The sequence below is a fragment of the Mycolicibacterium chubuense genome, assembly GCF_001044255.1.
Lineage (GTDB): Bacteria > Actinomycetota > Actinomycetes > Mycobacteriales > Mycobacteriaceae > Mycobacterium > Mycobacterium chubuense.
Genome location: NZ_JYNX01000011.1, coordinates 72,035 through 93,683, shown reverse-complemented (window position 1 = coordinate 93,683; position 21,649 = coordinate 72,035). Strand labels below are relative to the sequence as shown.

At 66.1% G+C, this 21,649-nt stretch carries 28 protein-coding genes and 1 pseudogene; 16 read left to right on the top strand and 13 right to left on the bottom strand.

Features of this window, described 5'->3' with window-relative positions; all coding sequences use genetic code 11:
- Positions 1-345: 345 nt before the first annotated feature.
- Positions 346-846: an excalibur calcium-binding domain-containing protein gene (locus tag MCHUDSM44219_RS31575; RefSeq protein WP_082161991.1), complete on the top strand. Its 501-nt coding sequence runs from the start codon at positions 346-348 to the stop codon at positions 844-846.
- On the opposite strand, the pseudogene MCHUDSM44219_RS01935 reads toward MCHUDSM44219_RS31575, so the two are convergent.
- From MCHUDSM44219_RS01935 to MCHUDSM44219_RS29715, 3 genes and pseudogenes are all read right to left on the bottom strand, one after another.
- Positions 811-1,031: pseudogene (locus MCHUDSM44219_RS01935) on the bottom strand (YegP family protein). The gene MCHUDSM44219_RS31575 and the pseudogene MCHUDSM44219_RS01935 sit on opposite strands and share 36 nt — an antisense overlap.
- A 150-nt stretch (positions 1,032-1,181) precedes the next feature.
- Positions 1,182-1,388, bottom strand: a complete 207-nt coding sequence (locus MCHUDSM44219_RS31650; protein WP_109777536.1) for an HNH endonuclease — start codon at positions 1,386-1,388, stop codon at positions 1,182-1,184.
- Between the two features lie 170 nt (positions 1,389-1,558).
- The gene (locus MCHUDSM44219_RS29715) at positions 1,559-1,750 is read right to left on the bottom strand and encodes a hypothetical protein (protein WP_131722269.1); all 192 of its coding nucleotides are present in this window, start codon (positions 1,748-1,750) and stop codon (positions 1,559-1,561) included.
- 909 nt (positions 1,751-2,659) lie between these two features.
- On the opposite strand from MCHUDSM44219_RS29715, the gene MCHUDSM44219_RS28630 reads away from it, so the two are divergent.
- The 8 genes from MCHUDSM44219_RS28630 (at position 2,660) to MCHUDSM44219_RS01900 (ending at position 5,625) form a co-directional block, all read left to right on the top strand.
- A complete protein-coding gene (locus tag MCHUDSM44219_RS28630; protein WP_082161985.1) occupies positions 2,660-2,854 on the top strand; it encodes an excalibur calcium-binding domain-containing protein in 195 nt (64 codons plus the stop codon).
- A 4-nt stretch (positions 2,855-2,858) separates the two neighbouring features.
- On the top strand, positions 2,859-3,413 hold the full coding sequence (locus tag MCHUDSM44219_RS01925; RefSeq protein ID WP_236695316.1) for a thermonuclease family protein: 555 nt from the start codon (positions 2,859-2,861) through the stop codon (positions 3,411-3,413).
- Between the two features lie 71 nt (positions 3,414-3,484).
- Positions 3,485-3,790 (top strand): hypothetical protein, encoded by a 306-nt coding sequence (locus tag MCHUDSM44219_RS01920; protein ID WP_048416532.1) that lies wholly within the window; start codon positions 3,485-3,487, stop codon positions 3,788-3,790.
- Positions 3,787-4,146: a hypothetical protein gene (locus MCHUDSM44219_RS29710; RefSeq protein WP_131722268.1), complete on the top strand. Its 360-nt coding sequence runs from the start codon at positions 3,787-3,789 to the stop codon at positions 4,144-4,146. The genes MCHUDSM44219_RS01920 and MCHUDSM44219_RS29710 overlap by 4 nt, the downstream gene beginning before the upstream one ends.
- Positions 4,125-4,445: a hypothetical protein gene (locus MCHUDSM44219_RS29705; protein ID WP_131722267.1), complete on the top strand. Its 321-nt coding sequence runs from the start codon at positions 4,125-4,127 to the stop codon at positions 4,443-4,445. The genes MCHUDSM44219_RS29710 and MCHUDSM44219_RS29705 overlap by 22 nt, the downstream gene beginning before the upstream one ends.
- On the top strand, positions 4,445-4,726 hold the full coding sequence (locus tag MCHUDSM44219_RS01910) for a hypothetical protein (protein WP_048416530.1): 282 nt from the start codon (positions 4,445-4,447) through the stop codon (positions 4,724-4,726). The genes MCHUDSM44219_RS29705 and MCHUDSM44219_RS01910 overlap by 1 nt, the downstream gene beginning before the upstream one ends.
- Positions 4,727-4,735: 9 nt before the next feature.
- Complete coding sequence (locus MCHUDSM44219_RS01905) at positions 4,736-5,029, top strand: hypothetical protein (RefSeq protein ID WP_048416529.1); 294 nt, start codon at positions 4,736-4,738, stop codon at positions 5,027-5,029.
- A gap of 224 nt (positions 5,030-5,253) precedes the next feature.
- Positions 5,254-5,625, top strand: a complete 372-nt coding sequence (locus MCHUDSM44219_RS01900) for a hypothetical protein (protein ID WP_048416528.1) — start codon at positions 5,254-5,256, stop codon at positions 5,623-5,625.
- A 175-nt stretch (positions 5,626-5,800) separates the two neighbouring features.
- Here MCHUDSM44219_RS01900 and MCHUDSM44219_RS01895 read toward each other — a convergent pair whose 3' ends face one another.
- The 4 genes from MCHUDSM44219_RS01895 to MCHUDSM44219_RS01880 form a co-directional block, all read right to left on the bottom strand.
- Positions 5,801-6,052 carry a hypothetical protein gene (locus MCHUDSM44219_RS01895; RefSeq protein WP_112744735.1) on the bottom strand — a complete coding sequence of 84 codons (252 nt, stop codon included), beginning with the start codon at positions 6,050-6,052 and terminating at the stop codon, positions 5,801-5,803.
- 117 nt (positions 6,053-6,169) lie between these two features.
- Complete coding sequence (nrdF, locus tag MCHUDSM44219_RS01890) at positions 6,170-7,132, bottom strand: class 1b ribonucleoside-diphosphate reductase subunit beta (protein WP_048416526.1); 963 nt, start codon at positions 7,130-7,132, stop codon at positions 6,170-6,172.
- 72 nt (positions 7,133-7,204) lie between these two features.
- Entirely contained in the window at positions 7,205-8,980 is a 1,776-nt protein-coding gene (locus MCHUDSM44219_RS01885) for an ABC transporter ATP-binding protein/permease (RefSeq protein WP_082161984.1), read from the bottom strand.
- 146 nt (positions 8,981-9,126) lie between these two features.
- A complete protein-coding gene (locus MCHUDSM44219_RS01880; protein WP_048416542.1) occupies positions 9,127-10,731 on the bottom strand; it encodes an HD domain-containing phosphohydrolase in 1,605 nt (534 codons plus the stop codon).
- A 91-nt stretch (positions 10,732-10,822) separates the two neighbouring features.
- On the opposite strand from MCHUDSM44219_RS01880, the gene MCHUDSM44219_RS01875 reads away from it, so the two are divergent.
- Positions 10,823-11,710, top strand: coding sequence for an adenylate/guanylate cyclase domain-containing protein (locus MCHUDSM44219_RS01875; RefSeq protein ID WP_082161989.1), 888 nt, complete (start codon positions 10,823-10,825; stop codon positions 11,708-11,710).
- Here MCHUDSM44219_RS01875 and MCHUDSM44219_RS01870 read toward each other — a convergent pair.
- Positions 11,622-12,362, bottom strand: a complete 741-nt coding sequence (locus MCHUDSM44219_RS01870) for a TetR/AcrR family transcriptional regulator (protein WP_048416525.1) — start codon at positions 12,360-12,362, stop codon at positions 11,622-11,624. The two genes, MCHUDSM44219_RS01875 and MCHUDSM44219_RS01870, sit on opposite strands and share 89 nt — an antisense overlap.
- A gap of 153 nt (positions 12,363-12,515) precedes the next feature.
- On the opposite strand from MCHUDSM44219_RS01870, the gene MCHUDSM44219_RS01865 reads away from it, so the two are divergent.
- The 3 genes from MCHUDSM44219_RS01865 to MCHUDSM44219_RS01855 all read left to right on the top strand — a co-directional run bounded on the left by MCHUDSM44219_RS01865 (position 12,516) and on the right by MCHUDSM44219_RS01855 (position 14,779).
- Positions 12,516-13,697, top strand: coding sequence for a geranylgeranyl reductase family protein (locus MCHUDSM44219_RS01865; RefSeq protein ID WP_048416524.1), 1,182 nt, complete (start codon positions 12,516-12,518; stop codon positions 13,695-13,697).
- Positions 13,698-13,791: 94 nt separating this feature from the next.
- Complete coding sequence (locus MCHUDSM44219_RS01860) at positions 13,792-14,331, top strand: hypothetical protein (protein WP_048416523.1); 540 nt, start codon at positions 13,792-13,794, stop codon at positions 14,329-14,331.
- A gap of 31 nt (positions 14,332-14,362) precedes the next feature.
- A complete protein-coding gene (locus tag MCHUDSM44219_RS01855; protein ID WP_048416522.1) occupies positions 14,363-14,779 on the top strand; it encodes a VOC family protein in 417 nt (138 codons plus the stop codon).
- A gap of 65 nt (positions 14,780-14,844) precedes the next feature.
- On the opposite strand, the gene MCHUDSM44219_RS01850 is transcribed toward MCHUDSM44219_RS01855, so the two are convergent.
- Positions 14,845-15,552: a LysR family transcriptional regulator substrate-binding protein gene (locus tag MCHUDSM44219_RS01850; RefSeq protein WP_048416521.1), complete on the bottom strand. Its 708-nt coding sequence runs from the start codon at positions 15,550-15,552 to the stop codon at positions 14,845-14,847.
- Positions 15,553-15,580: 28 nt separating this feature from the next.
- Here MCHUDSM44219_RS01850 and MCHUDSM44219_RS01845 point away from each other — a divergent pair, with 28 nt between their 5' ends.
- Positions 15,581-15,964, top strand: a complete 384-nt coding sequence (locus MCHUDSM44219_RS01845) for a DUF5997 family protein (protein ID WP_048416520.1) — start codon at positions 15,581-15,583, stop codon at positions 15,962-15,964.
- An 18-nt stretch (positions 15,965-15,982) separates the two neighbouring features.
- On the opposite strand, the gene nrdE is transcribed toward MCHUDSM44219_RS01845, so the two are convergent.
- The 4 genes from nrdE to MCHUDSM44219_RS01825 form a co-directional block, all read right to left on the bottom strand.
- The gene (nrdE, locus tag MCHUDSM44219_RS01840) at positions 15,983-18,148 is read right to left on the bottom strand and encodes a class 1b ribonucleoside-diphosphate reductase subunit alpha (RefSeq protein WP_082161983.1); all 2,166 of its coding nucleotides are present in this window, start codon (positions 18,146-18,148) and stop codon (positions 15,983-15,985) included.
- Positions 18,118-18,573, bottom strand: a complete 456-nt coding sequence (gene nrdI / locus MCHUDSM44219_RS01835; protein ID WP_048416519.1) for a class Ib ribonucleoside-diphosphate reductase assembly flavoprotein NrdI — start codon at positions 18,571-18,573, stop codon at positions 18,118-18,120. The genes nrdE and nrdI overlap by 31 nt, the downstream gene beginning before the upstream one ends.
- Positions 18,574-18,610: 37 nt before the next feature.
- Entirely contained in the window at positions 18,611-18,862 is a 252-nt protein-coding gene (locus tag MCHUDSM44219_RS01830; RefSeq protein WP_048416518.1) for a redoxin NrdH, read from the bottom strand.
- A 466-nt stretch (positions 18,863-19,328) separates the two neighbouring features.
- A complete protein-coding gene (locus tag MCHUDSM44219_RS01825; RefSeq protein ID WP_048416517.1) occupies positions 19,329-19,871 on the bottom strand; it encodes an NAD(P)H-dependent oxidoreductase in 543 nt (180 codons plus the stop codon).
- Positions 19,872-19,958: 87 nt separating this feature from the next.
- Between MCHUDSM44219_RS01825 and MCHUDSM44219_RS01820 the strand changes: the two genes are divergently transcribed.
- Both MCHUDSM44219_RS01820 and MCHUDSM44219_RS01815 read left to right on the top strand, forming a co-directional pair.
- Positions 19,959-20,567 carry a TetR/AcrR family transcriptional regulator gene (locus MCHUDSM44219_RS01820; RefSeq protein WP_048416516.1) on the top strand — a complete coding sequence of 203 codons (609 nt, stop codon included), beginning with the start codon at positions 19,959-19,961 and terminating at the stop codon, positions 20,565-20,567.
- A complete protein-coding gene (locus MCHUDSM44219_RS01815; RefSeq protein ID WP_048416515.1) occupies positions 20,564-21,637 on the top strand; it encodes a DNA polymerase IV in 1,074 nt (357 codons plus the stop codon). Before MCHUDSM44219_RS01820 ends, MCHUDSM44219_RS01815 begins: the two co-directional genes overlap by 4 nt.
- Positions 21,638-21,649: the final 12 nt, after the last annotated feature.

Genomic DNA, 21,649 nt, shown 5'->3' with positions numbered 1-21,649 from the left:
ACGCCGGCATCCGCGACCGCAACGGCACGCGACCCATCGCAACACTCCTCAATCACACGGGGTGTTGCATCGACCCCTTGAAACCGCCGTTGCCTGCGATGCGATTCGCGACGGAGTGAACTCAGGACTGTCGTTCGGCTCTGCGCGGGCGAAGGCCGATAAGGCTGTGGGGTGGGCGCAACAGGACATGGGTCTATCGTTGTCGATGCCTGACGGCATGTTCTTGGTGGAGGCCGCTGAGCACCAGCTCTGCTAGCTCCTTCCCGTACGGTCCATCACTCAAGCTGGTGTCTCCTACCGAGGCACCATGGAGCCCTTGGGGGGTTCGTGACACGTAGTTCCGGTCTGCCTGCGCCCGGCTGGTATCCCGATCCTGCTGGCAGAGCCGGTCGGGCCTACTGGGACGGGCAAGCGTGGACTTCACCGCTACCGCAGCCGCCCACCGACAGACGCAAGTTCATCATCGGCGGCATCGCTGGCCTCGTCTTATTACTCATCCTCCTGGGGAACTGCGGCGGCGGTGATGATCGCTCTACTTCAACCACGTCTACGGTGACCCAGACAGTGACTTCCACTGCTCCGCCCTCGACGGTCACCGTCACCGAGACAGTGAGTGCGGAACCGCCCCCTCCGGCAGTAATTCCTGCGGAACCTGAACCGCCACTTGCTACGACAACTCCCTACGCACCACCGCCGATTGTCCCGTTGGTACCGCAGACCCCCACGAGCGCCTACTACGCCAACTGCGCCGCAGCGCGGGCAGCGGGGGCAGCACCCCTCTACGTGGGCGAACCGGGATACCGCTCGGGCCTAGACCGAGACGGCGACGGGGTGGCCTGCGAGTAGTGACCTACTCTCGGTGAGGTCAACGGCGGCGTCGGCGGCGTTCTTCTTCACCGACTCCACTCCGTTGTTGGCACTGCCTTCGTGTCGTAAGCCTCGCTGGCGGTGATGATCTCGCCGTTACCAGCGTCGAGCCGGAACCGGTACTTGCCAGCCCTGTCCTTGGTGATCTCGAACTTCCCCGCCACAGCAGACTTCCACTGGCCCTTTGCGGTCTACTCGCGCAACGCATTGGCGAGAAAGTGTTCCTCTTCCTCCGCTCTCTTGGCGGGGACGGGTCCAGCTACGGCGAGCACTCTTGGGACGGTCCTGAGTGGAACGTGACTACGAGTCGTGACCTATCGCCAGTCGTTCCAGTGCAAGGCGAGCCACTCTCGTTGGCGTGGCGACGCGGTGACTTGTAGCTGTTGACCGTGCAGAGTGAAGTACAAGCCTTGGGGCTGCAGGGAGTCGGCGACGTCAATGGTGCCGCCCTGAGTAACCGCGATCAGGCCCTGATCGAAGAGGCGATGTAGATCGCGTCGCAGCAGTAGGCCGCCGTCGATGTCGTGTCACCCGATTTCGGCATAGCTGTAGAGGTGGCAGGCTTCCAGAGCCTCGGAAGGAGCGGGTCCAGAGAACGCACACACGGACCCGTATTTGCGCACAAGTTCGGCGCGGAAGGCGGGCTGTCCGATACGGACGCTTACTTGGCGGACGGTGTGTCCGCCCCCGATCACCTGCGTTTGAGCGAGGTTGACGGGGTGAGGGCGGTGGGTCCGGCGACAGCCTCGATGGCGGATGCGAACTTGCCCCAGTCGATGCGCCGGATGCTGTTTTGCGAATAACCCGTGAGTGCCCGCAGCGCTGGGCCGGCGAGCAGATCTGCAAGATCAACCCAACCCTGCTGATGGTCGGCTTGATACACCGTTACCTCAGCCTCGTCGATGACGGGAGCCTCAAACTCGGCGTGGCAGTCATCGCAGCGGAAACGCGGTGACTTGGTCTTGCGTGCTGCAATGTTCGTCTTTGGAGCAGACTGGGCATCGGCTGAGGTGTGGTCCCTGGCCGCTGGTCGATGCTGGCCACGGTGGAAGCGCCGATGAGACTTTCCTCGTCCCAGAACACCAAACGGTCTCCGACCGCCACCTGCAGCGAGTTAGCCACGTTGCTGTCGTAGCTGTAGTGGCTTGTGGGATCATCGTCGTACTTCGTGGAGCCGCCGAGGCGTCGGTAGTCCGACTTTGTGGTCACCAGCCAGGCGCGGGTCTCTTCAGCGGTCGCAGGGGCGATGGTGAAGCCAAGCGCCTCAAACGTTTTCACGACAGTCTGCAGCCCAGCAGAGAAGTCGCTGGCCGTCCAAAACTGCCCCGTCGAATACCCATGCGCGACAACGACAATGGCGTTCGAGTCGTATTGCCGTCCGCGCTCGGCGACGCGATACAGCCTCGCCTCGGCGAAACCGTACCTGGTCAGGAACGCAGCCGCACCCAGCTCGTTTTACTCGTTCATCGCTTGAAGGACTGCGTCACGGGTGATGTCGATAAGCGCCACGAACCGAAATCTAGCGAATGTCGACGACATGGCAGGTCGGCAGGCTACAGATGGATGACGGAGTGCGGCAACCATTGAGCCTGCGGCAGTTGTCAGCCTGTCTTACTCCAGAGTAGGCCGGTAGCCGAAGGGGTCGGCCCAGGGCTGACTTACTGGCGGCCCGCTCGGGGTGCGTCAGTAATCTGCGTCATCAGCTAACTTGTGATCTTGAGCACAGCCCAGTTACTCTTTGGGCCGACGTCGGGGGGCGTCGCGCAGATAGCAATCACCGAGGGGGGGATTCATGATCTTTCGTGCACTTATTGTTGGAGCTGCTGTCGGCGCAGTTTCACTGGGTGGAGCCATTCCGGCGAACGCCGAGCCATTCCGAAATTGCACCGCCGCCCGTGATGCGGGTTATGAGGACATTCCCTCGAACTCGGAGTACTACGGCGAGCATCTCGATTCCGATCTCGACGGCATCGGCTGTGAGAGTTGATGTGGTGCGACTTGGGTTCGGCGGCGCGGTAGCTAACGCCGTCGCGCTCAGCGTGGTGGCGGTGATGCCTCTTGCCGCCCTTGTGTCACCGTCCTTGGTGGCGGCGAATCCGGCAGTCGTTACTGCGACGGTGTTGAAGGTTGTCGATGGAGACACCATCGACATCCGTGATGACGTTCGCGGGCGATTGCGTGTCCGCCTGCTTGGGATCGACACACCGGAAACTAAGAAACCGGGGTACACCGTCGGCTGCTGGGGGCCGGAGGCGACAGAGTTCGCTCGGTCGACGATGGTGGGGCAACGGGTCGCAGTCGTCACCGATCCGACGCAGGACCGCACCGACCGCTATGGCCGTACGTTGGCCTACTTGGTGCGTGCTGACGGTTGGGACTACTCGGTAGAGGCTGCCCGCGCCGGTGCAGCGAAGTCGTATGTGTATGACAACAAACTTGTCGCCCGCTACGACCTGATAGACCGTGCACAACGAGAAGCGCAGGAATCCCAGCGCGGCCTGTGGGGGCCACCGTGCTTGGGCAACACCGAGTCCGTCCCAGCATGAGACCTACCAGCTCGCGAGCATCTCTGGTGCGGCGTTACCGACTCCCAAGGAACCTAGGGTGCTCGATCGAGATGAAAATGATGGTGATCGCCGTACTGGCGGCACTAACCGTTGGCCTCGGGGTGGCTGCCCATGCTCAGGCCGACTGCCGCGAGAGCGAGTTCGATTGGGCGGCAACATATGTCGGTGCACTGCAGAACCACGACCTGGGTTACCTGGTCGATGGTCGCGGCATTCCGGTGGCTCTGGCAGCCGAGGCAGTGTGCAAGGGTTCGTCGGCCCATGGGATCGCCGACGAGTACGACTTCGGCCTCGCTACTGCCGAGCAGATCGCTCGCGCTGTCAACCTTCACGTCTGCCCGGAGATGGCTCAGTGAATCAGATGTTGTCGAATCGGACCGTCGCCGCCGCAATGATATTTGTAGCGGCAGGCGGTGGAATGATCTACACAAGCGCGCCAGCGATCGCATGTGCGTGGACACCAACTATCGAGTCGAACTACTACGCCACCTCGCTCGACTATCCCGATCATGTTCAGGTTATCTGTGAGCTGACAGTGGAGGACATCGCTTGGGACGGTGTCTCATATTGGTCGAACGCGGAAAATCGGTGGATGCCGCTCGGACACGGGACCGCCCGCCACTACCGTCCCGCCGGTCTCGGCGGCGGCGTCGATCATTACCCAGTGGAGATCTACTGGAAGGAGGGGCAGTGGGTAGTGAATCCGTCTTAGGCATTCGTGCCATGCCAAAATTCCCGGCCAGGCGTCGTTGGGCGGCGATCACCGTAGTCGGGACAATATCGGCGGCTGGACTTGGTTTAGGTGTGGCCGCTCAGGCTTACGCTGACATCACTCCGTACCACGACAGCATGATCACCACCAATGCCTGCGAGGACATCTTGCTGGGCTGGTCGGACGGCCAGATTATCGACAACCTTGCGAGTCGCTACGAAGTTTCCAGTCAGGTAGCGCTGCAGGTCGTTACAGAGATGCGCATCCCTGGGAACTGCGTCTACGACGAGAATTTCTGATGTCCAAGTTGATTGCCGCCGTCGCCGCCGCAGCCTTCTCCGTACCGGTTGTGGGGGCGATGCCCGCAGCCCACGCGGATGCCTACTGCGAGCTCGGCAACCTACTTATTCCGCAGGAAGTCCATCATGTGGGCACCTATCGTGACGCGACTTGTGCCATGGTTGCCGACATCGTGACGACCAGCGACCAGAGCGACTGCGTTCGCGCCGTGTCGGACTACGTGGTGAGTCGCGGTTACGACCCGTACGTGGGCAAGGACATTGCCCTTCACAACTGCTGAGGAATCGATATGGCGTTGATGAAAATTTGCGTGAGCACAGCCGCCTTGAGCTGCCTCATCGCTTTTGTCTCCGTACCGCTCGCCAGTGCACAGACGCCAGGTGAGGCGTTCTGCGCGGAGAACCAGCGCCACCTCGATCGGACCAACGGCGAGATGCCGTTTGAGATCGACGAGGCCGTCGCATGGCTGACGCAACATTTCAACATGTCTGAGACCGAAGCCGTCCGTCTTATCGACAATGTAGGAGAGACGCACTGGTCAGGCTTGAACGGACGATGGGAAGTCACCTGCCATGGTCAGTGAAGTAGCTGGCGCGTGGGTTCTGGTATCTGCAACTTCAGGACCGACGGAGATCGCTCCTTCAATTAATCCGCGACCGCGAACGGGGGAAGGCGTCGGTCCGTGAGTCAAATCATCGTGTCATTGTGAACCGCGTAGTCGAACGCCGACTGGCGTTGTGGCCTAACCCGCAGACTCGCGCTGAGGCTGCCGACCTGCTTTACAACAAGGGATGGGAGCTGGGGAGAGTGCTGGCGCTCTACCCCAACGAGGTGGTCAGCAAGGATCGCGGCGTTGTGCGTGGAGCTGCGCGCCGTGCGATCTGGGCGCACTACTCGCTGCTCCAGGAGGCGGTGGGCGAGCCTGACATTGACCCTTGCGACACCGCTGAGGTTGAGCGCGTGATTAGGATCAAGGGAGTCGAGGTTGCACGGTGCCGCACCGGCAGCCATTTGCCGGCATACGACACCTTCCCCGACCTGGCCTGGTACGAACGCCAGGCACCACCGAGCTGGCCCGTGGGGCGCGACGACAATGGTCGCGCAGAGCGCGAGCAGGCCGCCCTCCGCAGCGCGATCTGTCCCCATTGTTTCTGCATCCACGCGGGCGAATGCCCCTAGCGAGGGACTGCACTTGAGCCCAGGTGCCCGCTTACGTCGGAAGTGTCGATGAGAGCGAACTTGGGTCTGAGTGAAGACCGAATCCGCCTTGCGACTGACGGGCGTGCTCGTCTCGCGGCCGGAGTTTGGCCAGCCAGTGCGGAGAGGGGATGCAAGGAGCCCACGGCTTCGACGCTCAGCCGAGCCGGTAACCGCCCGGGTTCACAGCCCGTCGAGTGCTAGTGACCTTCCCGTCGAGGGTCGCTCGGGCGTCGGACGGGCGCACATACTTGCCGCGCATCTTGGCCACCTCGACGGTAGCGGCGAACTGCTCGGCATCGCGCTTGCGTGTGAACCTACGCTTGTCGGTCTGCTTGCCCTCGGGCGTGCGGTACCGAACTCGGTAGCGCTTGCCTGCCTTGGTCTCGTACGCCGCGACGACTGCCATGCCCACAGAGTAGGAGAAATGTGGGCAGAAGACCTCGTAGACCAAGTGAGCACACCAGCCGGGTCCGGTGTCACAGCTCCCGTGACCAAGCCTCTGATATGGCCCTGAGCTGGCGTTTTAGAAGTCCCAGTCCTCGTCTTCGGTGTTGACCGCCTTGCCGATCACGTAGCTGGACCCCGAGCCGGAGAAGAAGTCGTGGTTCTCGTCGGCATTCGGGCTCAGCGCCGACAGGATCGCCGGGTTGACGTCGGTCTCGTCGCGCGGGAACAGCGCCTCGTAACCGAGGTTCATCAGCGCCTTGTTGGCGTTGTAGCGCAGGAACTTCTTGACGTCCTCGGTCAGCCCGACCTCGTCGTAGAGGTCCTGGGTGTACTCGACCTCGTTGTCGTAGAGCTCGAAAAGCAGCTCGTAGGTGTAGTCCTTGAGCTCCTGGCGGGTGGCGTCGTCGGTCAGCGCCAGCCCGCGCTGGAACTTGTAGCCGATGTAGTAGCCGTGCACGGCCTCGTCACGGATGATCAGCCGGATCATGTCCGCGGTGTTGGTCAGCTTGGCCCGGCTGCTCCAGTACATCGGCAGGTAGAAACCGGAGTAGAACAGGAAGCTCTCCAGCAGCGTGGAGGCCACCTTGCGCTTGAGCGGCTCGTCGCCCTTGTAGTACTGCATGACGATCTCGGCCTTGCGCTGCAGGTTCGGGTTCTCCTCCGACCAGCGGAACGCGTCGTCGATGTCGGCGGTCGAGCACAGCGTGGAGAAGATGTTGCTGTAGCTGCGCGCGTGCACCGACTCCATGAACGCGATGTTGGTGTACACCGCCTCCTCGTGCGGCGTCAGCGCGTCGGGGATGAGGCTGACGGCGCCGACGGTGCCCTGGATGGTGTCGAGCAGCGTCAGGCCGGTGAAGACCCGCATCGTGAGCTGCTTCTCGTGGGCGCTCAGCGTGTTCCACGACGGGATGTCGTTGGAGACCGGCACCTTCTCGGGCAGCCAGAAATTGCCGGTGAGGCGTTCCCACACCTCGGCGTCCTTCTCGTCCTGCAGGCGGTTCCAGTTGATCGCGGAGACGCGGTCGATCAGCTTCATTCCCTCGGACACCAGGACCCCATTTCGCCGGATTTTCACCTGTGTGAGCTGTTCTACAGGCCACCACCGACACTACAACTTGTTGGGTGCGAAAACGGGTGACGACGCCACATCTTGTGTTGGCGTGTCGCGTCGCACTCGGCCGGCCGTGTCCACGGGCATCCGGACGCCGGCGGACCTCCCCGTGGCGGGGGCGGATCGTCGGGCCAGCACCCACACGGTGGCCGCGGTGAGCACGACCGTGAGCACGGCCAGCGCGCCGATGCTGTGACCGGCGCCGCCGGTGAAGGTGTCGCGGTAGGCGGCCATGGCCGGCACGGACGCGGTGTACCGGTCGAGCCCGAGGTGTCGGCCCAGCGCCTCGAAGGCATGGCGGTTGGACAGCACGATGCTGATCAATCGGCCGGGCCCCGCCATGGCGTCGACGGGAACGATCGCCCCGCCGAAGAGCACCTGCGGGAAGCACAGCATCGGCAGGGCCAGGGCAGCCTGGGCGGCGTTGGAGACGGCGGCCGACGCCAACAACCCCAGCGCAAGCGCTGACGTCGCCTCGACCAGCATAGTGAGGAACAGCAGGGTGTACACGCCGAAGCCGGCGTCGGGAAGGCGGCCGAGCAGTCGCAGCACCGCGAGGAGGACCGCGCAGACCGCGGCCAGTACCGGAAGCAGCGTCGCCACTTTCGACAACACGTAGGCGCCGACCCTCAGGCCGGACACGCGCTCCCGCCGGAAGACGGCCATCTCGCCGACGATCTGCAGCAGACCGTAGGTCAGGCCGAAGAAGAAGCCGTCGAAGGCGATCCAGAACACGATCTGCGCCGGGGCCGTACCCGCGGTGCGGACGTCGAACGCGTCGCGGGTGAACAGCGTCGCCATCATCGCGGTGACCAGCACCGGCGAGCCGAGCAGGATCGCCAGGGTCAGACGGTTGCGCAGCAGGACGTCGACGTTGCGGCGCGTCAACAGCCACCACTGCCGGACCGCACCGGTGCGCCTTCGCCCCGGCGGCGTCACCGACGCTGCCGGTGACTCGCTCGTCGGCAGCGGAACCCGTCGCTGCGCGAAGCGCCGGGCCCAGACCTCCGGGGTGTCCTCTGACGCGAGCCGCTCGTACACCTGGGCGAGGTCCGTCACACCGAAGTGACGCCGCGCCTCTGCCGGGGTACCGACGAAAACGAGGTGCCCGTCGCGCGCGAGAAAGACGACACGGTCGCACATCTCGATGGCGCCCGGCTCGTGGGTCGTCACCACGGTGGTGACGCCGCGATCACTGAGTCGCCGCAGCAGGCGCATCACCTCGGCCGACGTCGAGGGGTCGAGTCCCGATGTCGGCTCGTCCAGAAAGAACAGCCGCGGCCTGGTCAGCAGTTCGACCGCGATGCTGGCACGCTTGCGCTGCCCGCCGGACAACATGCGGACCGGAACATCTGCTCTGTGTGCGAGATCGAGGTCCGCCATCGTCTGTTCCACCACACGGTCGGCCTCGTCGGCGGACGTCCCGGCAGGCAGCCGCAGCCGCGCCGCGTAGCGCAGCGTGCGCCGCAACGGCATCTCGAGGTGAATGATGTCGTCCTGCGGGACGTAACCCACGCCGTCGGCGCTGCACGCCCCGGGCGGCAGACCGTCGAAGCGGATCTGGCCGGCCGACGGCCGCCGCTGTCCGGCCAGCACCTCCAGCAGCGTGGTCTTGCCCGCCCCGCTGCCGCCTGCGATGGCGAGCAGCTCCCCCGGCTCCACGGTCAGCGACAGCTCGGCGAGGGTCTGCCGCCCTCCGGCCCGGTAGGTGACGCCGACGGCGTCGATCCGCCCGCCCCGTCGTGTCTGAAGATGTATTGCGTTGTCGGTCATGGGAAATCCTTCGTGAGTGTGCCCTGTCGTGTCATCTCGATACTCGACGGGCCGAGGCGGGATCACATGGGGCATCTGCCTCAACTCTGCGATCAACTGCCGAATGACGAATTTCCCTGTCCAACAGCGGGATACGATGCGTACGACTACCGTGCGTCGGCGACGAACGGGGCGAGACCGCGGTCGATCGCCGCGAGACTGGCCTGCGTTCGGTTGTTCACGTTGAGTTTCGCGTACACCCGCTCGACGTGGTTGCGCGCCGTCTTCTCCGCGATGTGCAGCGCGGTGGCGATCTCGCGATTCGACCGGCCCTGCGCCACGAGTCGCAGCACCTCCATCTCGCGCGGGGTGAGGCTACCGTCGCGCGACGTACGCCGCGGAGTCTGATGTCCGGCCGCCGCCAGGACGGCCTCGACGGAGTCGTTGTCGAGGCGCGCCGCGCGGGCGTGTTCCCGCATCGTCCGCGCGGCGCCGGGGATGTCGAGGGCGGGTCGGTCGCGGTGCGGCTCGAGCAGCTGGTGGTAGGCGACCGACGCCGCGAGCAGGCGGTCGGCGGCCGACAGCTCCGCCCCAACGAGCCCGCGGGGAAAGCCGGATCCGTCGATGCGCTCCTCACCCTTGGTGGCGATGGACACCACCGACTCCAGACCACCGACCCGGCTGAGGATCCGCCCGGTCAGATACGGGTACAACTCGAGCCGCTCCGACTCGGCCGTGGTGAGCGGCCCCTTCTTGTTCCAGATCTGGTTCGACACGCCCAACCGGCCGAGCCCGTGCACCAGGCCGGCCCGGTACAGGCGGGACACGTCGACCGTCGGCATGCGCAGTCGCCGGGCGGCCTCCGCGGCCACGTCGGCGACCCCACGCGAATATCCGGGCGAGCACGGGCACTTGAGATCGACGAAGTCGGCGACGGCGCGCAGCATGTCATCGGTTTCGTCGGCATTCAGGGTGCGATGACGATCGGGTGCCTGCGCCAGCGCAGCGGTCCAGACGTCGATGTCGAGAAGCCCGTCGACGATCGCCTCGGCATCGCGGACGAACACGTCGGCCACCTCCGGGCTGAACTGCGTGGCGCGCCGCGCCCGTGCGACCTCGACGGCGTGTGACACGCCACCGGTCCGCAGATGCACTTCGGCCACGTCGGCCAGCCGGACGATATGGACTTCGTCCGGAATGTCCTGTCCACGAACACCATTGGGCATTCCGCGGCCGTCCCACCGTTCGAAGATATATGCCAGGGCCCGTCCGACCTGGGGATCGAGACCCATCCGATCGGACAGCACTCCCGCGGAACTGCAGTGCGAGTGGATCAGCTCGCCGACCTGGTGGCGGGCCGTCATGAGGAATGCGGCGGTGCGCACCCCGCGCTCCCATCCCGGCGAGTCCCGCCCGACGTGGCTCGCCATCAGACGCAGGAACGGGAACCCGGCCATGTCCACGCCGTAGGTGTCCGCCCGGAAGGCGATGTCGTCACCGAAGAGAGCAGCCAGCTCGTGGGAGTCGGCATGACACCCGATCCAGCCAACCAGGTTGGCGTAGTAGACGGTGGCGCGGCGCTGCGCGTCGAGCCCCATGCGCTCGGCGATCCGGGTCGCGATCAGCGAAGACCGCAGCATGTGTTCCATGGGTTGGCCGAGGCCGAGGTCGATCGCCAGGGAGATCGCGGCCAGCAGTTCCGCCCTGCGCAGTCCCCTGTCCGAGCCGATCCCCGACGGGTGCACGCGCTCATTGTGCACCGGGGTCGTCATTCGCACGCCCCTGATCGTGCGTGCGGACCGGAACGACAGCATGAGGCGATTGCCTCATGTGTATCGCGCACCCGCACGCGAACATCGCCGCATGACCACGATCATCGAGCCCCGCACCACCTCCTCCACCGCGCGGGAGAACCCCTGGGATGCGGTGCTCACCGACGGTCACGCGTCGTTGGTCCGGGCTCGGCGGTTGTTTCGCTACCTACCGTCAGCGCCCCGATGCAAGCTGTGCAACAACCCTTTCGGCGGGGTTGCCGGGCGGGTGCTGTCCGTCGCCGGATTCAGCCCGTCCCGGAAGAACCCGAACCTGTGCAGCCGCTGCTGCGATGCGCTGCCGGCAGGAGGCGCCGAGGTGGATGTCGCGGTCCTGTTCGCCGATGTGCGGGGCTCGACCGCGCTGGGTCAGGCCGCGGCCGCGACCGACTTCGCATCGCTGCTCAACAGGTTCTACGTCGCCGCGACCCACACGCTGCTCCGTCACGACGCGGTGATCGACAAGCTGATCGGCGACGAGGTGATGGCGTTCTTCGTCCGGGGCATCAGCGGCCCCCACTACCGTGACCTCGCGGTCCGGGCGGGACTCGACCTGCTCGCCGCGGTCAGGGACGGCGACGGTGCGCCGTGGCTGCAGGTCGGCGTGGCGGTCAATGCGGGGATCGCGTTCGTCGGCAACGTCGGCGGACAGGTCGTCGACTTCACCGCGCTCGGCGATCCCGTCAACGTCACCGCCCGAATGCAGGGGCACGCGGCGGGCGGCGAACTGCTCGTCGCCGCTGGAGTGGCCGACCACCTGATGGAGGGCACACCGCGGCGCACACTGCAGCTCCGTGATCGGCCGGAGCCGCTCGACGCCTTCGCGCTGCGGGCGGGTGGATCGCCGGCGCTCAGGCGACCTTGTCGCGCCGCGTCACGCCTTCGTGCAACGGCAGGTCCGGATCGATGCGGATGCCCAGCACCTCGCACGTGCCGTTGATCGAGCCCATCATGATGGTCGTGAGGTAGTCGACGAACCTCTCCGTGGGCAGCCGCCGCGGGGTGTCCTGCCTGGAGCCCAGCCACCAGTCGGTGGCCGACGCGGCCGCCCCGAACGTCGCGAACGCGGCCAGCTCGAAGGCAGCCCCGTCGAGCTCCATCTCGCGCAGCTCGTTGCTGAACATGTCCGCCATCGCCAGCGTGATGTCCCGGCCCTCGTTGACGGCGCGGATCGTCGACTCGCTCTGCTCGGCGAACCGGCCCTGCATCAGGAAACGCACCACATTGGGGTGCTCGTCGACCAGGCGGACGTACTGCTCCACGGCGCGGCGGATGATGGTGTGCGCCGGATCGGTCGAGATGTCGATCGACGGGAAGATCGCCGACCACAGCATGTCCCGCATGCGCTGACCGATCGCCTGGAACAGGTCGGACTTGTCGGTGAAGTGCCGGTAGATCTTGGGCTTGGCGGTGCCCGCCTCCTCGGCGATCTCGCGCAGCGAGACCTCGGGACCCTGCCGGTCGATGGCGCGGTAGGCGGCGTCGACGATCTCCGAGCGCACCTTCTTGCGATGTTCGCGCCAGCGCTCACTGCGGGCGTCCACCTTGACGCCCGACTCGTCGGCAGGACGTGCCCTCGACCCTCGTCGCACGCGATCACTGTACCCGCTCGGGCATCGCTGACCTGCCCAGACCGCGCGGGCCACGGGCCTGGGACCAACTGGTGACGTCAGCTCGTCCGCCGCGATGCGTGCAGGGACTTTCGGTACTATCTCGTGCGACAGCCACTCAACGAGACGAGAGATATGACGCAGCGATACGACCTGGTCATCGCAGGCGGGGGGCCGTCGGGATCGGCCGCCGCATGGCAGGCCGCGCAGACCGGCGCGAAAGTGGTGGTCCTGGACAAGGCGCAGTTCCCGCGGGCCAAGCCGTGCGGTGACGGCCTGACCGCACGCGCGGTCAGCTACCTGCAGAAGATGGGCCTGGCCGACGAGGTCGCCACCTTCCACCGGGTCAACCGGGTGACGGTGTTCAGCCCGAGCCGTTGGGAGCTGTCGTTCCCGAAGCGGCCCGGCATGCCCGATCACGGCCACACGGTCAGCCGTGAGCACCTCGACACCCTGTTGCTCAAGCACGCCGAGTCCGCCGGCGCCGAGGTCCGTCAGGGCGCCGAGGTGGCGGGCCCCGAGCTCGATGCCAACGGCCGGGTGATCGGCGTGGTGCTCAAGGGCGGCGAGAAGGTCTACGGCGACGCGGTGATCGCGGCCGACGGCGCCTACTCCCCCATCAAGCGAGCGCTCAAGATCGACTCGGAGTACAACGGCTACTCGGCGATCGCGATCCGCTCGGAGATGCCGGCCAACCGCGCCGACTCCGACAGCCTGGACATCTATCTGAAGCTGCAGTTCCAGGGCGATCAGCTGCCCGGCTACGGGTGGGTGTTCCCGATGGGCCAGGGCGTGTTCAACATCGGCCTGGGCTACGTGAACAGCTACAAGAACTGGCAGTCGATCAACGCCACCCAGTTCCTCGGCGACTTCCTGCGCACGCTGCCGCGTGAGTGGGATCTGCCGCCCATCGAGGAGCTGAAGAAGAACAAGAGCGTGCGTGCCTGGCGGTTGCCGATGGGCTTCACCGCCTGGCCGGCGTGGCGCCCGGGCGTGCTGTTCACCGGCGACTCGCTCGGAGCGGGCAAGCCGGCGTCGGGCGCGGGGATCTCCAAGGCGCTCGAGTCCGGCCTGGCCGCCGGCGAATGCGCGATCGCCGCTCTGACCAACGGCGGGCCCGACGACTTCACGAACTACGGTCAGCGCATGGAGGCCGCGTGGGGCCGGGAGTACAAGCGCGGCAGGTACTTCCACAAGCTCGCGGGCATTCCGGCGGTCGCCAACACCGGCATCAAGCTGATCGACAACGCCTACTTCCGCGACCGGATGCTCAAGTCGCTCTACAAGAAGGCGCAGGGCCCGCAGCACACCTATTAGGAACCACCCCGCCGCATCGTCGGCGCCCCGCCGGGTGTGGAGTTCCAGTTCACACCCGGCGGTGTGGTTTCTGCGTTCCCCTACCGTGACAGGCATGTCCCGACTGGGCAGCACCGCTGCGGAGCACCTGGCCGCGCTCGGCACCGTCGCGATCGAACCCGGGCTCTCCGAGGCCGAGCTCACCGGCATCGAAGCCGAGTTCGGTTTCGCCTTCGCCGACGATCATCGGGCGTTCCTCGCCGCGGGCCTACCTGTCGGTGGCACCTGGCCGGACTGGCGCGACGCCGGTCGCAGAAGTCTGGCCACGCGGCTGCAGCTGCCGGTCGACGGCATCCTGTTCGCCGTGGAGTGGCGCGACTTCTGGGACGACGGCTGGGGCGCCCGCCCGGCCCGGATGCGTGACGCACTCCGCACCGCGAAGTACCGGCTGGACCGCGTTCCCCGCATGGTCCCGGTGTGCTCGCACCACTATCTGCCGGCCGGAGTGCCAGGACACCCGGTGCTGTCGATCTATCAGACCGCTATCAGCGTCTGCGCCGCCGACCTGCTCGACTACATCGACAGAGAGCAACGGCCGGATGCGCGGCCGGTCGCGACGCCGACCGTGGCCTTCTGGTCGGACCACGTCAGCTGACCTGTCGGTGTCTGCGGGTAGACCTGAGCCCATGGAGCAACGCATCAGCCTGATCACGCTCGGCGTCGACGATCTCGCCCGTGCTCGCCGCTTCTACGAGGAAGGCCTCGGCTGGCAGCCCAAGGATGCGCCCGAGGGCGTGGTGTTCTATCAACTGCCTGGTATCGCGCTGGCGCTGTTCGGCCGCGAGGACCTCGCCGAGGACGCCCACCACCCGGTCGACGGCCGCTTCAGCGGCATCACGATCGCGATCAACCAGCGTTCCGAGGCGGACGTCGACGCAGTCCTGGCGCAGGCCGCCGCCGCGGGCGCGACCATCCTCAAGCCGGCCGAGCGGGTGTTCTGGGGCGGCTATTCGGGCTACTTCGCCGACCCGGACGGTCATGTGTGGGAGGTGGCACTGAATCCGCAGTGGACGATCAACGAGGACGGCACGCTGACGATCTGAGCGCTGGTGTGCGGGCAGATCGCGTTTCGGGCCCGCAGGACGATCTGATCGCACACCAGAGGACGTCAGCGACCGCGGGTCCGCCCCGGCTTACGGGCCACCTTGCCCGCGGCAAAGCGGGCAGCCTGCTTGGCGAGGGTCTTCTCGCGGGCGGTGCGCTTCGGCGGCGGCGGTGTCTGCCCCCGCGACGAACCCGGTCGGCGGCCGCGCACGATGCCGATGAAGTCCTCGATGAGCGCCGGCTGTGGACCGTCGGCAACGGCGAGAGCCACCGGGCAGGGCGGCGCATCGGTGATTGGCCGGTAGGTGACGTCCTTGCGGTGATGCAGACGCGCCAGCGACTGCGGCACGACCAGGATCCCGACGCCGGCGGCCACCAATTCGATTGCCTCGCCGGCGGTTTCGGGCCGGTGATCGACCGGGGTGCCGGGGGCGCCGGTCCAGTCGACGACGTCGTCGCGCGGTAGCAGGCGCGGCTCGCCGTCGAGATCGGCGGCGGTGATCTCGTCGGAGGCGGTGAGGAGGTGGTCGGTCGGCACGACGGCCACCGTGGTCTCCTCGTAGAGCGGGATGACCGCGAGCCCGGTCGTGTCGGACGGCAGGCGGAGCACCGCGACGTCGACGGTGCCGTCGCGCACCGCGGCGGCCGCGTCCGCGGCCGCGACGGTGCGCAAGTGCAGCGGAATCTGCGGGTGTCGCTGCGACCAGTTGCGCGCCCATTTCGCAGGTGTCACCCCGGGGACGTAACCGACGGTGAGCGAGGGCGCGTTCACCGCATCAGGCTATCGATAAGCTCTGCCCATGAGCAGGCCGAACGCGCAGTCCATGAAACCCGCCACGGCGGCGAAGAAGCTGGACGTCTACCTGCCCGCGACGCCGGCGGACTTTCAGCAGAACGCGATCACCCGGGAGGAGCTCGCCGCGCTGCAGGCCGACCCGCCGCAGTGGCTGCAGGACCTCCGCAAGAACGGGCCGCATCCGAAGAATCTGGTGGCCGCCAAGCTGGGCGTCTCGATCGCGGGCCTGGCCCGCGGGGGAATCACCGAGGCGCTGACCACCGAACAGATCACCGCGCTGCTCGAGGAGAAGCCCGACTGGCTGGTCGCCGAACGCGAGAGCTACCAGGAGGTGCTGCGCGAGCAGCGGCGCCTCAAGGCGCTGCGCGCCGACCAGTCTCACGACTGACCGGCGGCAGCGTCCTCGTCACAGCATGCAGCTGACGCAACCCTCGACTTCGGTTCCCTCCAAAGCCATCTGGCGCAGCCGGATGTAGTACAGCGTCTTGATGCCCTTGCGCCACGCGTAGATCTGCGCCTTGTTGACGTCGCGGGTGGTCGCGGTGTCCTTGAAGAACAGCGTCAGGCTCAACCCCTGGTCCACGTGCTGGGTGGCCGCGGCGTAGGTGTCGATGATCTTCTCGTAGCCGATCTCGTACGCGTCCTGGTAGTACTCCAGGTTGTCGTTGGTCAGGTACGGCGCCGGGTAGTAGACGCGACCGATCTTGCCTTCCTTGCGGATCTCGATCTTGCTGGCCACCGGGTGGATCGAGCTCGTCGAGTGGTTGATGTAGCTGATCGATCCCGTCGGGGGAACCGCCTGCAGGTTCTGGTTGTAGATGCCGTGCTCCTGCACCGACTCCTTCAGCCGCTTCCAGTCGTCCTGGTTCGGGATCCGGATGCCCGCGTTCGAGAACAACTGGCGCACCTTGTCGGTCTGGGGCTCCCACACCTGATCGGTGTACTTGTCGAAGAACTCCCCCGACGCGTACTTCGAGCGTTCGAACCCCCCGAACGCCGAGCCCCGTTCGATCGCAATGCGATTCGACGCGCGCAGCGCGTGGTAGAGCACGGTGTAGAAGTAGATGTTGGTGAAGTCGACGCCTTCTTCGGAGCCGTAGAAGATCCGCTCACGGGCGAGGTAGCCGTGCAGGTTCATCTGCCCGAGCCCGATCGCGTGAGACTCGTTGTTGCCCTGTTCGATCGAGGGCACCGACCAGATGTGGGTCTGATCGCTCACCGCGGTCAGCGCCCGGATGGCCACCTCGATGGTCTGCGCGAAGTCCGGCGAGTCCATCGCCTTGGCGATGTTCAGCGAGCCGAGATTGCACGAGATGTCCTTGCCCACCCTGGCGTAGCTCAGATCCTCGTTGAACAGCGACGGGGTCGACACCTGCAGGATCTCCGAGCACAGATTGCTGTGGGTGATCTTGCCTTCGATCGGATTGGCCCGGTTCACCGTGTCCTCGTACATGATGTACGGGTAGCCCGACTCGAACTGCAGCTCGGCCAGCGTCTGGAAGAACTCGCGCGCCTTGATCTTCGTCTTGCGGATGCGCGCGTCGTCGACCATCTCGTAGTACTTCTCGGTCACCGAGATGTCGGCGAACGGCACCCCGTAGACGCGCTCCACGTCGTACGGCGAGAACAGGTACATGTCCTCGTTCTTCTTGGCCAGCTCGAACGTGATGTCGGGGATCACCACACCGAGGCTCAGCGTCTTGATGCGGATCTTCTCGTCGGCGTTCTCGCGCTTGGTGTCGAGGAACCGGTAGATGTCCGGGTGGTGCGCGTGCAGGTACACCGCGCCGGCACCCTGACGAGCGCCGAGCTGGTTGGCGTAGGAGAACGAGTCCTCGAGCAGCTTCATGATCGGGATGACGCCGGAGCTCTGGTTCTCGATGTTCTTGATCGGCGCCCCGTGCTCGCGAATGTTGCTCAGCAGCAGGGCGACTCCGCCACCGCGCTTGGACAGCTGCAGTGCCGAGTTGATGGAACGCCCGATGGACTCCATGTTGTCCTCGATGCGCAGCAGGAAGCAGCTCACCGGCTCGCCGCGCTGCTTCTTGCCCGAGTTGAGGAACGTCGGGGTGGCCGGCTGGAAGCGGCCGTCCATGATCTCGTCGACGAGCTTCTCGGCCAGCGTCGTGTCGCCGGAGGCCAGCGTGAGCGCCACCATCACCACACGGTCCTCGAAGCGCTCCAGGTAGCGCTTCCCGTCGAACGTCTTGAGTGTGTAGGAGGTGTAGTACTTGAACGCACCGAGGAAGGTCGGGAACCGGAACTTCTTGGCGTACGCGCGATCCAGCAGCGTCTTGACGAAGTTGCGCGAGTACTGGTCGAGGACCTCGCGCTCGTAGTAGTTCTTCTGGATCAGGTAGTCGAGCTTCTCGTCCTGATTGTGGAAGAACACGGTGTTCTGGTTGACGTGTTGCAGGAAGTACTCCCGCGCCGCCTGCACGTCCTTGTCGAACTGGATCTTGCCGTCGGCGTCGTACAGGTTGAGCATCGCGTTCAGGGCGTGGTAGTCCATCTCGCCCGGGAGCGCGTGCGCGCCGGTGGTTAGCGGTTCTGCAGTGACGGTTGGTGGCACGTCTGGTCCTTCCGGGATTGGGCCCAAAATTCGGTCAGGCCCGCGCGGACGGCGAAGACGTCGTCCGTGGTGCCCATCAGTTCGAAGCGGTACAGGAACGGGACGCCGCACTTGCGGGAGACGACGACCCCCGCGTAGCCGAATTCGGCGCCGAAGTTGGTGTTACCCGCGGCGATGACGCCGCGGATCAACGACCGGTTGTGTTCGTTGTTCAGGAAAGCGATGACCTGCTTGGGCACGTAGCCTCCGCGGTCGGGATCGGGACCGTTCGCGTGCCCGCCGCCGTAGGTGGGCAGGATCAGCACGTAGGGTTCGTCGACCTCGATGCGGTCACGCAGCGGGATGCGGGTCGCGGGCAGTTCCAGCTTCTCGACGAAGCGGTGCGTGTTCTCCGAGACGCTGGAGAAGTAGACGATCGAGCTCACCGTCGCATCCCCTGTCTTCTCCAGCTCCGCCGACGTCTCAGGCCGTCGCGGTCACCGCGCCGCTGAGCGCCTTGATCCGGTCCGGACGGAAGCCGGACCAGTGGTCGTTGCCGGCCACCACGACGGGTGCCTGCAGGTAGCCCAGGGCCATCACGTAGTCACGCGCCTCGGTGTCCAGGCTGATGTCCACGACGTCGTAGGCGATGCCCTGCTTGTCGAGCGCCTTGTATGTCGCGTTGCACTGCACGCAGGCCGGCTTGGTGTACACGGTGACGGGTGAGGTGGACATCTGGCGCGGGCTCCTCTGCGAAGACGGGCGAAGGGAAGGACTGGCAACTGCTCGGTTGGTGCGCGTCACTACGGTTCAGCGGCCCGAAGGCCTCCGAAATTCCGGGCCGACCGAGCCGCACCACCGACTGACGATGACCCGACACTGCCGGAACTTCTGGCTCCGGCCGACCCCTACATCGTGGGGGTCTGTCGGTGTTCGAAACACTACACCTGGTGTCCGACAATCAGAAGAGATACAAGATGTTCTGAATGACATTTTTGGAATTCCCAGGTCGTAAGCACTTCGCCCGATGTCGTGTCGGCGTGTCGCACGTCACATCCGCACGTGTCGGGCCTTCCGATGACGGTCTACCAGTACCCACCGACATCGCCGGGCAGGCCGATCCGCTCGTGCGCACCGCTCAGCAAACGAAATCGCCCGGCTTTGCCTGTCAGCAAAGCCGGGCGAGCGCGTGAAGAGGAGGTCAGCCGATCTCGGCGACCAACTTGCCGACGATGTCGCGCAGTTTGGCCGCGACCTCGGCGCTCTCGCGCGGGTGCTTTCCGTCGAGCGTCTGGGTCGGCAGCGACAGCTCGAGGTCCTCGACCACCCGGGGCCCGGCGATGCCGAACGACTTGCGGGTCTCGTCGTGCGCCCACACTCCGCCGTACTGCCCCAGCGCGGCGCCGATGACGGCCAGAGGCTTGTCCTTGAGTGCGCCGTTGCCGTACGGCCGGGACAACCAGTCGATCGCGTTCTTCAGCACGCCGGGGATGCTGCCGTTGTACTCCGGGGTGACGACCAGGGCCGCGTCGGCGCGGGCTGCGGCGTCGCGCAGCGCCGCCACCACCTCGGGGACCGACTCGTTGTCGATGTCCTCGTTGTAGAAGGGCAACTCGCCCAACCGGTGGAAGCGCTCGAAGGTCACCCCAGCGGGGGCTGTTTCGGCCGCCAGGTCGGCGAGCTGGCGGTTCACCGACGCCTCTCGCAGACTTCCCACCAGAACCAATACCGTGCTGTCTGCCACTTCGTTCCCTTCCGTCGTCGCGGTCGATACTCGCAGAGTTTAACCGGACCGCAGTCCGATTAATTCCGGCTGAGTTAAAGTTGCCAGGTGAGCGTCTCCGACGGCCTGACGACCCTGTCCGTCAGCGAGCCCGGACCCCCGGAGCGGGGAGACGCTGCGCGTAACCGGGCCCTGCTTCTCGACGCGGCGCGCCGGCTGGTCTCCGAACACGGCGCCGAGGCGGTCACCACCGATGACATCGCGGCCGCCGCGGGCGTCGGCAAGGGCACGCTGTTCCGCCGGTTCGGCAGCCGCGCCGGGCTGATGATCGTGCTGCTCGACGAGGACGAGAAGGCCCTGCAGCAGGCGTTCCTGTTCGGACCGCCGCCGCTGGGCCCCGGCGCTGCGCCGGCCGACCGGCTTCGGGCCTACGGCCGCGAACGCCTCGCGTTCGTCGACACCCACCACGCGCTGCTGTCCGACGTGGGCCGAGATCCGCAGATGCGGTTCAACGCCCCGATGATGCTGCACCACAGCCACGTTCGGATGCTGTTGGACCAGGCACACACGAGCGGCGATCTGGATGCGCAGACCACCGCGCTGCTGGCCCTGCTCGACGCCGACTACGTCCGCCACGAGACCACCGAACGCGGCCGCACCCTGAGCGACCTCGGCGACGCATGGGACACGCTGGTCGCCAAACTCTGCGGGACATGAGTTCGCCGGCGCAGTGGATCCTGCACGTCGATCTGGATCAGTTCCTCGCGTCGGTCGAACTGCAGCGCCGGCCCGACCTGGTCGGACTGCCTGTCATCGTCGGCGGGAGCGGTGATCCCACCGAAGCCCGCAAGGTGGTCACGTGCGCGTCCTACGAGGCCCGCGCGTTCGGCGTGCGTGCCGGGATGCCGCTGCGGGCGGCGGCGAAGCGGTGTCCGGACGCCGCCTTCCTGCCGTCGGATCCCGACGCCTACGACGCCGCCTCGACGCAGGTGATGCAGGCGTTGCGCGACCTCGGCCATCCCGTCGAGGTCTGGGGCTGGGACGAGGCGTATGTGGGCGCCGGTCCGACCGAGGATCCGTTTGACCTGGCGCGCCGCATCCAGCAGACGATCGCCGCGCAGACAGGCCTGACGTGCTCAGTCGGAATCAGCGACAACAAGCAACGCGCCAAGGTCGCCACCGGCTTCGGCAAGCCGGCCGGCATCGCGGCGCTGACCGACGACAACTGGATGACCATGATGGGTGACCGGCCCGTCGACGCGCTGTGGGGCGTCGGCCCCAAGACCGCGAAGAAACTCTCCGCCATGGGCATCTCGACCGTCGCCGACCTCGCGGCCACCGACGCGTCGACGCTCACGGCCACGTTCGGTCCCACCACCGGGCTGTGGATCCTGCTGCTTGCCAAAGGCGGTGGCGACACCACGGTCAGCGCGGCGCCGTGGGTGCCCCGTTCCCGCAGCCACGTCGTCACATTCCCCGAGGATCTGACCGACCGCGACGACATGGCGACCGCGGTCACCGATCTCGCGCGCCGCACGCTGACCGAGATCGTCGACGAGCACCGGGTGGTGACCCGCGTCGCGGTCACGGTGCGCACCGCCACCTTCTTCACCCGCACCAAGATCCGTACGCTGCCTGCGCCCGGCACCGACCCGGAGATCGTCGTCGGCACCGCGTCGGACCTGCTCGGCGAGTTCGATCTCAGCCGGCCGGTGCGACTGCTCGGCGTCCGGCTGGACCTGGCGATGACCGAGCGCCCCGTCGCCGCTGTCGGTACCGAGAGCTAGCGTCGCCTTTCG